The sequence below is a fragment of the Serratia sp. HNCC26DJ206 genome (genome assembly GCF_057180605.1).
In genome coordinates this window covers 55,421-66,779 of the sequence record NZ_JBXUGP010000031.1, presented here as the reverse complement: position 1 = coordinate 66,779, position 11,359 = coordinate 55,421, and the positions used below count along the sequence as shown (strand labels likewise).

Annotated in this window: 5 protein-coding genes; 4 read left to right on the top strand and 1 reads right to left on the bottom strand. The window is 53.4% G+C overall.

Going from position 1 to position 11,359, the window contains the following annotated elements:
• Positions 1-538 precede the first annotated feature (538 nt).
• The gene (locus AC2A1E_RS19540) at positions 539-1,087 is read right to left on the bottom strand and encodes a tyrosine-type DNA invertase (RefSeq protein ID WP_484385131.1); all 549 of its coding nucleotides are present in this window, start codon (positions 1,085-1,087) and stop codon (positions 539-541) included.
• Positions 1,088-2,747: 1,660 nt separating this feature from the next.
• On the opposite strand from AC2A1E_RS19540, the gene AC2A1E_RS19535 reads away from it, so the two are divergent.
• Genes AC2A1E_RS19535 through AC2A1E_RS19520 form a run of 4 tightly spaced genes read left to right on the top strand, consistent with a single transcriptional unit; the run spans position 2,748 to position 11,349 of the window.
• Positions 2,748-4,502: a DUF2138 domain-containing protein gene (locus AC2A1E_RS19535; RefSeq protein WP_484385130.1), complete on the top strand. Its 1,755-nt coding sequence runs from the start codon at positions 2,748-2,750 to the stop codon at positions 4,500-4,502.
• Entirely contained in the window at positions 4,499-5,140 is a 642-nt protein-coding gene (locus AC2A1E_RS19530) for a DUF1175 domain-containing protein (RefSeq protein WP_484385129.1), read from the top strand. The genes AC2A1E_RS19535 and AC2A1E_RS19530 overlap by 4 nt, the downstream gene beginning before the upstream one ends.
• Positions 5,074-9,708 (top strand): alpha-2-macroglobulin family protein, encoded by a 4,635-nt coding sequence (locus tag AC2A1E_RS19525; protein WP_484385128.1) that lies wholly within the window; start codon positions 5,074-5,076, stop codon positions 9,706-9,708. The genes AC2A1E_RS19530 and AC2A1E_RS19525 overlap by 67 nt, the downstream gene beginning before the upstream one ends.
• Complete coding sequence (locus tag AC2A1E_RS19520) at positions 9,709-11,349, top strand: DUF2300 domain-containing protein (protein WP_484385127.1); 1,641 nt, start codon at positions 9,709-9,711, stop codon at positions 11,347-11,349.
• Positions 11,350-11,359 lie beyond the last annotated feature (10 nt).

The window sequence follows — 11,359 nt, the reverse complement described above, 5'->3', positions numbered from 1 at the left end:
AATGCTACTGCGGCAGGAATAGACACAACGGAAGCCAAGAATGCTGCAGCGATAATTTTGCGGTTCATGAAAACAATCCTTTTAACTAACACTTCATATGTCGTGCAATCGCATCTGATGATGCGGTTGCATTCTATTTATCCCCTGAGTAACATCTTGATCAGAAAGGCTCACTAATACGTAGTGAGCCTTTCTCGAGGTAGTCATTTTGGGCTATTTTGTATACCTTGGTTTTTTGAGCCAAAAAGAAAGCAAATGGCCCATGAGCTCGGAGTTAACCGCTCGTTATTGGTTACTAGATAGCATTATATGCTTGTTGGCTTTTTTATGGAAAATCTGTTGCCATAGGGGAACATGCGGGCTTTCTACGATACAGACGTGGATACGGGCGGTTTTTTATGATTAACGCTTTGAATTTAAATGGTTTTTATAAAATTACTGATGTGGATCATAGGAGAGTTGACACGGAGGAATTGTGGACATTACTATGGGCTCCAGTTTAGCCCAAAATGATCACCTGGTAATTTTTTGTTACAATTCACCAGATATTGAAAAACCGCCTCGAATTGCTTGCCGTATATAACACCGTATGACGAATGTTCCTATGTCCTAAATAATCTTGAATTAAGCGTGTATCAATTCCTTTGTCTGCCAGCGCATAGCCACAAGCGTGACGTAACATATGCGGATGGGGCGCAATTGACAGTGCTGATTCACGTCCATATTTGCGCATCATCTTGTAGATTTGTTGGCGAGAAAGGCGGTTGCCTTGGCGTGAAAGAAACAGCCATTCACTATCACTACCCTTGTAATTCAATCGCTTACTTAACCATTGTTGCAATGGTTTTATCTCGATTTCAAACAGCGGATGTATGGTCGAAAAGCCATTTTTTAGTCGGTTAATCATGATGGTTTTACCTTCCAGATCGATATCTGAGAGGCGTAACGAATTAAGTTCACTGACGCGGCAGCCATGCAGAAAACACATCCAGATCAGGCAACAATCTCTGGCGGCATGATCTCCTTCCCCAACAGCATTAATTAATCTCTTTACTTCTGATGTGGTTAAATACTTCCGGTTTTTCATAAATACCCTCTCTGTAGTCATAAATTTAACTAGGATTAACGGGGTTGGTATCAAATAAAAATACCACCGTTAAAGAAGATAGAATGTGCATCACCTCCATTAAAAATATTGTGCATAAAAATAACGTTCCCCAAGTTTTATTTTAATCGCAACATATCACATCCTTGTGTGTGGTATTATACTAACCTATTAATATGGTAGTTCTTTTTTTTGTTTTTGCATAAGGATAATTCTTGTTTACCAAGAAAAGTAAGCAATTATCGGATTATTACTAAGAAAATCACGCTACAATGGTTAATGCTGCTTACTGGTAATCCAGCAGGCTACTAAGATAATACGTGGTTTAATAAGATTATTACCGGTTTTCTTGAGAGTATTCTCATTAAAAGATCAACTGATAATTTTAAGCAGGTAAACATTAGAGTAACCTGTTTTTAGATACATTTTTTTATACTTATTATTGAAATTTTTAGGATGACTGCCCTTTACCTGTAGCTATTTGAACGCAGTAGTTCATACGGATACTGATCATGCCGAGCGAGCAGATGCTTGGCCTTATTAAGGCGTTAGGCATCTTACACGCCTTGTGGGGGCTTTAGCGCTAACGCGTCTCGCTGTTTGAACCCTGCTTACTGAGGGGCTTGACTGCTACTGACTTACTGATTCGGTGGTTTTTTATAATCGTATTAAAATCAATGGATTATCTAATTATCCTATCGCCACGTTGAATGGTGATAAAACACTCATTTCATTTCTCATGGAAACTCATTAAATAAGGGAGGTTTTTTTAACGATATTCTGCGGCGTACAATATTTATTAGCGTAACACGATTATCTGACGAGGCGGTTAAAGAGATAATGATCAGAAAGTCGACAGTATCCTACTCAGGGAGTTGTCCATATCCTTTCAACGCAGTGCCTGACGTCACGCGGGAGGATATTCGCCAAGCTGCTATAAGAACGAAGTGACCAAAGAGATGATTAATGAAAGGCGGGAATCACATAGTCAATAGAATAAGAAACAGGGGTTGCGCCGACGAACTCATAAGGATGATTTTGTCGGTGTTCTGAACAGGGGGTACTGAATGCTCAGTGGGCGCTTCTGGTGAATTGAAGAAACCGATATCAATATCAAAGGCTACTGGAAATAATGGTATTGAGGAGCAAAAGACAGGTTCAGCATTTAGACGGGGACGGCTATCTCTTGTAAAGCAACGTGACCTGTTGGCTGATCAAAAAACAGGCTACACAATTTCTGCCAACTTTTAACGTGCATACAACAAAGCCTTGTAAGTCGGGCGGTAAACCTTGAGAAAGAAAATCATTTGTCGTTCGACTCAAACTACGGGGGTGGGTATACTGCCGCAATAATCAGTGCTTGCAGGTTTATACTTGTCATATTTAAAGTTGCCTGGGTGTTGGCTGCGTCCGTTTGCATCAGTCACATAGTGGCCTATGCTCCTGACGACTCTCGGACTGGCCGCCTACAGGCAACTCGAATTATTTAGAGTATAAGGTTATTTCATATTTGTAATCATAATAATATGGCCTGCAAAGTATTATTAAAGTAATGATTTCTGGCTTTTTGTTGACCTAATCTCTTGGCGCATGGTTATTCAAGCGTCGCATTATATTTCATGCCTGGTGTGGAACGGCCATAATGACTGTTGATAACAAGAATGTTACATCTGCGGCAAAACGGAGCCGCAGCAAATATGGATTTTGGGCAGTAGGCATTATTCTGGTGATTTCTGCCGCTGCATGGGGTATTCAACGCTTTTTAATGTTGCCTCATCACGTTTCTCCTCCCAAAGAGTTGGTCTGGCACAACGATCTGCAGATTGATCTGCATCACCCCGATGTGCTGATCGAAAGCGAATCCCTGAGCAGATTGCCTAAAGATCTGCTGGCGATCCCGTTTCTGCGCGACACCCTGACTGAGGATCTGGTTTTCTATTACCAGAACAATGCTGATCGTCTGGGCCTTGCCGGTAGCCTGCGGCGCATTATCTTTGAACATGAGTTAACGCTGCGCGATAACCTGCTGGAAACGCTCCTCGATCAACCGGCGAGTATTGCGCTTTGGCATGATGAACGCGGCAAGCTCAATCATTTTATGGCAGTGATCAAGCTGGGCGGATTGGCGCGCCTGCTGGAGCCATTAGCCAAGGTGGCGGCGGATGATACTCAACTGGAATTGATGGATTTTGCTCCCTTCAAAGTGGGCAATGAAACGGTTTCGGTTTATCAATTGCGCTACAGCGGTAATCAACGGCTGCTGTTTGCCAGCCACGGCGACAATCTGTTGCTGTTCTCCGATATCGATATGCTGTATGACAAGCAGGCTCCTTCACAAGACTCCTCCCAGATCGCCAGCGCGCTGCTGAGCGGCGGCACGCCGTGGCCGGAAAGTTTTGGTCTGAAGGCGCGCAATGCCGCCAGCGATAACGCAGCGGGTGCCGATAAAACGGCCCACCGTATTGCGGTTAGCGCCAACTATCTCGGGTTTGGTTATCAACGCTTTGTCCCGGCGTTTGCCGGTGTTCGCTTTGAGATGCAGCCGCAAGGGTGGGCGAGCTATCTGGCGCTGAACGATCCGTCAACGGCGGGCAATGCCACGTTTGATTTCAGCCCAATCTGGAAAACCATGCCGATGGGTGCCAGTTTCTGTGTGGCGCTGCCGGTGTCGCAAAGCGTACCGGAATACCTGTTGCAGCGGGTCGATGACATCAGTGACAACGCCAGTTCTGCTGAACACGCTGATGCTCCAGCGTTGGCGATGAGCGGGATCAGCGGTTTGTGCTGGTATCCTGATTCGCATCTTTATACGCCGCTGTTTGTCAGCCGTTTGGAGAGCGCTGCGGATGCGCAGATCGATAACAAACTGGCTGGGCTGTTTGACACGGTGATCGGCGCCAGAGAGAAGCAGCCGGTGCCGGTGGTGGCAGGCAACAAAAACCAGGCCAAGCTGTGGCAGCGCGAAGTCAGCTCCCGCTACGGCCAGTATCCGCTCAGTGAATCCACGGCGCAGCAGAGCCTGGCGGGCAGTCAGTTCTTCCGCGTCAGCCTGGCGCGCCATCAGCAGACCCTGCTGTTTTCGCTGGATGACAAGCTGGTGAACAAGGCTTTACAGACGTTGGATAAAAACTTCCCGCCGATTGCCGATGTGTTGCCGCAGCAGGCGGTGGTTCCTGCTTATATGGCCCCGGAAGCGTTGTCTGGGTTGTTCAAACAGGAAGTGTTCGCCAGCCTGCCGAAGAACCTGGAACCCATCTTCCATAACGCGGCTCAGACCCTGCTGCTACCCAAGCTGACCGCTTTGGCCGGGCAGCAGAGTTATGCCTTGGTCCTGCCCGCTAATACCGAGATGAAAGCCCCCTGGCAGTGGTTACCACTGAAATGGCAGGGGTTATGAGGCTAACAGCGTTATTCCTGCTGGGCATCACGCTGCTTTTTAGCTGGCGAGCGCAGGCTGAAACCCAGGTTGCGCCGCTCGATCCCGAGCAATCCAGCCGGTTTCGCGCCTGGTTTGTGCGCATTGCTGAAGAACAGCTGAATCAGGGGCCGAGTGCACGCTGGTATCAGCAGGACTGCGCCGGGCTGGTGCGGTTTGCCGCCAACGAGTCGCTAAAGGTTCATGACAGCAAATGGCTGCGGGCGAACGGTTTATCCAACCGTTACCTGCCGCCAGAGCTGGCCATCAGCCCGCAGCAGCGCCAGTTTGCCCAGCGCTGGCAGCAGGGTGGCGGCCAGCAGGGCCCCTATGTGGATGCCATCAAGCTGATTCAATTCAATAGCCAACTGCTGGGCCGCAACCTGAATCAGGCACAGCCCGGCGATCTGCTGTTTTTTGATCAAGGCGATGAGCAGCATTTGATGATCTGGATGGGGCGCTATATCGCCTATCACACCGGAACAACTACCCCGACGGATAACGGAATGCGTGCGGTGAGCATGCAACAATTGATGAAATGGAAGGATACCCGATGGATACCCGACGAATCGAACCCCAACTTCATTGGCATTTATCGCTTGGGCTTCCTGTCACGATGAATAGATTCCTACGCCAGTGTCGCAAACTGCTGCTCGGGGTAGCGCTGTTACTGCCGATGGCCCAGGTGCAGGCCGAGGGCAGCCTGCCAGCGAGTGATTACGCGATCCCCAAACAATCCTTTTTCCTGCTTTCCGACAGCAGCTTTGCCAGTGATGAAGTAGCCAAAGTGCGTCTGGAAGCACCGGGGCGCGACTATCGTCGTTTTGAGGTGGAGCAATACGGCGGGGTAGATATCCGGCTGTACCGCATCGATCAACCGATGGAGTTTCTGAAGAAACAGAAGAACCTGCATCGCATCATGTTGGAAGGCCAGTACCAGGGGGAAGGTTTATCCAACACCCTGTCGTATCTGTGGGATAACTGGTACGGCAAATCGCGCCGCGTGATGCAACGGACCTTCTCTTTCGATACCCGCCAGGAAGTGACCAACGCACTGCCTGAGCTGAAAATGGGTGAAGCGTTAGCAGCACCGAGCAAATTCGTGGTTCAGCCCCAGTTTGCTCCGCTGAAAAACCTGCCGCTGATTAGCCAGTTCCGTTACCCGCTGTGGGACGCACTGCCGATCCAGCCGCCGGAGCAGGTTAAAATGGAAGGCTCATCCAGCCGTTTTGTTGAGCCGCTGCCGGGTAATGTTTACATCCCACTAGGCAAACTGAAACCGGGTTTATATCTGGTAGAAGCCTTGATTGGCAGCTATCGCGCAACCACGGTGGTGTTTGTGGCCAATACCGTTGCGCTAAGCAAGATCTCAGGTAACGAACTGCTGGTGTGGACGGCTAACCGCCATGACGGCCAGGCGGTCGGTGGCAGCCAGATCCTGTGGAGTGACGGGCTGGGCATTTTGAACAGCGGCCAAACGGATAGCAATGGCCTGCTGAACCTGCGCCATATTGCGCCGGAGCGTTCCTATCTGCTGGGCGAAGACCGCGAAGGCGGGGTGTTCGTTTCAGAGAACTTCTATTACGACAGCGAGATTTACGACACCAAGCTGTACGCCTTCACCGATCGCCCACTGTATCGCCCAGGTGATTGGGTCGAGGTCAAACTGCTGGGGCGTGAATTCAAGAATGCGCTCGATTCCGTGGCGATCACGCCTGCGTCTGTATCCTTAACCGTGCTGGATGCCAACGGTAGCGAATTACAGACCTTAAACCTGCAAATTGATGGCAAGTCGGGCGCTCAGGGGCGTTTTCAACTGCCAGAGAACGCGGTGGCGGGGGGTTATGAACTCCGTACCACTTACAACAATCAGGTCTATAGCAGCTCATTCCGCGTTGCCAGTTACCTCAAGCCGCATTTTGAAATCTCACTGGCGATGGCGAAAACCGATTTTCGCACCAACGAGCCGGTGACCGGTGACATCGTACTGCTCTACCCCGATGGCAAACCGGTGGCTAACGCGCGCCTGGATCTTAGCCTGTATAGCCAGCAGCTTTCGATGGTCAGTAACGATCTGCAATACCAGGGTAAATTCCCGGTTGCGCTGAAAACGGCGCAGCTGACCACCGATGACAAAGGCCATGCCAAGCTGGATCTGCCCGCGGTGGATAAACCGAGCCGCTATCTGCTGACTATTTTTGCCAGCGACGGAGCGGCTTATCGGGTCAAAACCACCCGTGAGATCCTGATCGAGCGCGGGGCATCGCGCTATGAGATCGCTGCGCCGAAGCGTTTTAGTCAGGCTGGCGAAGAAGTGGCATTCAGCTTCCGTAATGTGCAGGGCAGCGGTGCGACGCCAACCACTTATGAGTGGCTACGGCTGGAAGATCGTCAGCTGACTACGGCACCGTTACCGGCTGCGGATCGGTCCTTCACCATTGCGTTCCAAAAGCCCGGCACTTACACGGTGACCCTGCGAAGCGAGCAGGGCATGATCCTCGGAGCCACCAGCCATACGGTCAGCGGCCCAGGGGAGAAAGCCGTACCGGGCAGCGTCGAGATCGTGATGGATAAAGGCCAGTATCAGGTGGGTGACGTTGCCCAGGCGTTGATCACTTTCCCTGAGCCAGTTGACCACGCATTGCTGACGCTGGAGCGCGATAAGGTGGAGAGGATCGCACTGCTCGCCAGCGGTGCCGAATGGATCAAAATGCAGCGCCTGAGCGATACCCAGTATCTTGCGCGCATCGCCGTGCAGGAGAATTTTGCGCCTAATCTCACGTTCTCCGTGCTGTACAGCAAGGGCGGGCAATACAGCTTCCAGAATGCCGGGATCAAAGTCTCGATGCCGAGCATTGCTATTGCTATCAAAACCGATAAAGCCGTTTACCAGCCGGGTGAGACGGTGAAGGTGGCGCTGGATACCCAATTTGCCGGTAAACCGGTTGCCGCTCACCTTACCGTGAGCGTGGTCGATGAGATGATCTATGCCTTGCAGCCGGAGATCGCCCCGACGATCGACCAGTTCTTCTATCATCCGCGGCGTAACAATGTGCGTACCAGCGCCAGCCTGTCGTTTATCGCCTACGATCTGGCGCTGCCGGGCTCGCTTACTGCGCCCGGGCGCGCTAACCGCAGCGATCGCAGCGTTAAGGTGCTAGAACGCCCGCGCCGTGAAGATGTGGATACGGCGGCCTGGCAGCCGGATATTGTGACTGATGCTAACGGCAAGGCCACCTTCAGCTTCCGTATGCCGGATTCTTTGACCCGCTGGCGGATCACCGTGCGCGCGCAGAATCCGCAGGGGCAAGTGGGCCAGAAACAGGGCTTTACCCGCTCGGAAAAACCGCTCTACCTGAAATGGAGCGGTGCGACGCAGTTCCGCCAGGGCGATCGCCCGCAGCCGGGGCTATTTATCTTCAGTCAGGACAAGCAGCCAGCAGCGGTAGAGCTGCGCACGCGCTATGGCGATCAGACCCTGACTCAGTCGATCACCCTGCATGAAGGGGTGAACTATGTCAGCCAGCCGGTGGAAGCGATGCATTCCGGGCGCTGGATCTCTGAGGTAGTGAAAAACGGCCAGGTGCTGGATACCCTGAGCGTTGACCTGAAAGTGCTTGAAGATAACTGGTCGGTGCCACAGCAGCGGGATATCCGCCTGCACAGCGGCAGCAATAATCTGAATCTGCCCGCCGGGGCTTATGACGTTCGGCTGCGCATCAATGGTGATGCGCAATCGCTGTTCCGCAGTAGCCTGGACGATCTGCTCAATGAGCCTTTCGGCGGCGTAATCAACACCGCCAGCCGGTTGTTGCCGCTGAGCCTGGCCTACAACATGCTGGCCAAAGAGGATACGCAGCGGGGGAATACCCTGCGGCAGATCATGCAGAATAACCGCCAGCGCCTGATGCAGATGGCCGGGCCTGGGGCCAAGTTCACCTGGTGGGGTGAGGATGGGGATCCTGATGCCTTCCTGACCGCCTACGCCTATTACGCGGATTGGTACGCCAGCCAGGCGCTGGGCGTGGCTATCCCGGCAGAGCATTGGCAGCGCTTGCTGGATGTGTATGCACAGCAGGCGGATGAAATGCCAATGCTGCATCGTGCTCTGTTGCTGTCATTTGCGCAGGAGATGCATTTACCGGTGACCAGCATGCTGCAAGGGTTGGCAGAAGCACTGCCGGATGCCACGGCGGTTGAGGGCAATGCACTGGCAGAAACCGACAGCCTGGTGATGGCCGCTCCCGATTCTAAGCTGGGGTTGGCAGTGGCACGGGTGCTGACTTATTCGCTGTTACAGCAAACGCCAGGTTACCGCTTGCAAGAGCAGGAATTACAGGCGTTAAAGCAAAGCCAGCAGTTTATTGCCTATAGCCAGCATCCGTTTGCCTATGCGGCGATCTGGCGCACCAGCGGTGCCGATGCCGAGCAGGTCGCTTGGCTGTTGCCGCAACTGCTACCGTCACAGCCGGGCCCCGAGCGCGCGTTGGCTCTGACCTGGCTGTACAATTCGCTGGGTTCTGCTGCGCAGCCGGTGGAATTTAACCCGGGAGCGGGCTGGGCGGCGCAACAGGGAACCCTTGGTGAGCGTTACTGGCAATGGTCGGGCAAAGAGCCGGTGCCACCGCTTGAGCTTCCGGCTGATTTGGCACAATCCATTGATGTTTCAGTTAACTTCAGCCTGCCGCTGAGCGCCACTGGTATTGATCAGGCGAAACAGCCGCTGCCGGTTGGCATCAGCCATCGCTTACTGAAGCTGGTTCCCGGCGATAAAGCCTTTGAGTTTTCGGTACTCCCTGTGGGGCCAAATGAAGCGCTGGCCAGCGATGCGCTCTATTTGGATGAAGTGACGTTAACCAACAAAAGCGATGTGCCGCAGCGTTACATGCTGCTTGAGGTGCCATTGCCACCGGGAGCAGACGTTGAGCGCACCACTTGGGGCATCACGGTGTCTGGGTTGAGCGGTAAGAACGGCATCCCGCTGGAAAAGGCGCGCAATGAGATGGGCCAGCTCTCCTATGTGGTGCCAGTGGATGAACTGGTGGAAAGCAAGGTCTATCGCCATCTGATCCGTTTTTCACAGAAAGGGGAGTTCCTGCTGCCGCCGATCCGTTATTCGCGGATGTATGCGCCGCAGGAAGCCGCAACGGAAAACAGCCGCGGCCTGAAGACCGTGACGGTGAAATAAATGTGGCGCTGGTGGTGGTTGCTGATGCTGCCTGCGGTTGCGCTGGGTGCGGAACCGCGGTTGCAACTGGCGTTGCAGCAGGGACAGGAAAATCAGCTGCTCATTCTGAGCCAGAACCAGCAGCTTGCTCAGCAACCGCTGCCAGCCACGCTGACTACGCCGTTGGGCAGTATCTGGAAGCTGCTGGTGTATGCCTACCTGGTGGATACCCAACAGCATGAACCGGATTACACCTGCAACGGCAGCCAGCCGCAGGAAGAGGTTTACTGCTGTGAGGTGGGGCAAAAGATTGGGCGCGATCGGGCCTTGGTGCAATCGTGCAGTCTCTACTTCAGTCCCCAGCGGCTGCAACTGGATCCGCAGCAGTGGGCCAGCTATTGGCAACGGCAGCAAAGCCCCGGCTGGTTGCAGGATCTGGCCCAGTTACAGCCTGCGAAACGGGTATCGGTCGCCGAACTGCTGGGGGTTTTGGCTACGCTGCCCGGTCAACAACAGGCGCGTAATGTGTTGCTCGACGTTCTGCTGCCCGCTGATGGCAAGCTGGTGGGCGCATTAGGCAGCCGGTTACGGATAAAAACCTGGAGCTGGCACGATGAGCAGGATCCCGAACAGCGCCAGGGCGGATTTGCGGGCTGGCTGATGGACGGTACGCCGCTTTGGGGGCAAGGCCCGGGGACCAGCAAAACGGTCCTGCAAAATTATGCCAATGTGCTGAACAGCGTGCTGCCGCAGGCACAACCCATTGATCCTCTGGGTTGCGTAGTAGTGAACATGTTTGATCGTTACCCGATCGTTGCCGTACGCCGCAGCGGTGAGCCAAAGCCGGTCAAACCGGGGGCATTACGCGGGCGCTATCAGGTTGAGTTCAGCAATGGCAATTATCAGGCGATCGAGAGCCAGGGCGAGCTTTTCCTGCGTGCGGATCCTGGCCGCTTGACCCTAACGGCCCGTGTTGATCGGGAAGAATATGTGGCTCGGGTACTGCAGCGTGAAGCAGCAGCCCAACCCGCCGAAGCGGCAAAGGCCTTGGCGGTGGCAATTCGCACTTATCTGCTGCAAAACGCCGCGCGTGCGGGGGACTGCCTGCTGATCGCTGACAGCAGCGCCAGCCAGCGAGTGGCCCCGGAGCCTGCTACCGCGGCAGCACGCGAAATTGCCGCCTGGAGCGCCGATTTGGTGCTGGCCGGTGCGTCGGTCACTTACCATCTCGATCAGGCCGGTAATAACCGTTTGTCGTGGCAGCAGGCGGTGTCTCAGGCCCAGCAGGGGATGCGTTATGATGCGATTTTGGCCCATGCTTATCCGCGCGCTAATTTGGGGCGCTGGGATAAGCCAGAGGCGTTATGTCAGGCGATGCCGGAAGCTGAAGCCTGGTTAGCAACCCAACAACAACGCTGGCGTGAAGCTCTGTACGCTCAGCCGGGTTACGCACCCGTGGGGCAGTTCACCGTATGCCGTTTGCTCTCCGGCAAGCCCCATGTTGATCGCATGTATAGCCGCATCTATGTTCGGGATCTCTACTCACTGCAAGACCGGCTGGATTTGGCTCATGAATATTTACACTTGGCCTTTGCGGCCCACCCTAGTGGTCAGGATGAAGAGTTTGTCGAGCAGCTTGCCCGCCATCTCTTGCTGGAATAGGGCTTCACTA

Excerpts from the sequence above, each read along its gene's own strand:
- AC2A1E_RS19540 (WP_484385131.1), bottom strand. The coding sequence starts at position 1,087 with ATGAAAAACCGGAAGTATTTAACCACATCAGAAGTAAAGAGATTAATT.
- AC2A1E_RS19535 (WP_484385130.1), top strand. The coding sequence starts at position 2,748 with ATGACTGTTGATAACAAGAATGTTACATCTGCGGCAAAACGGAGCCGC.
- AC2A1E_RS19530 (WP_484385129.1), top strand. The coding sequence starts at position 4,499 with ATGAGGCTAACAGCGTTATTCCTGCTGGGCATCACGCTGCTTTTTAGC.
- AC2A1E_RS19525 (WP_484385128.1), top strand. The coding sequence starts at position 5,074 with ATGGATACCCGACGAATCGAACCCCAACTTCATTGGCATTTATCGCTT.
- AC2A1E_RS19520 (WP_484385127.1), top strand. The coding sequence starts at position 9,709 with ATGTGGCGCTGGTGGTGGTTGCTGATGCTGCCTGCGGTTGCGCTGGGT.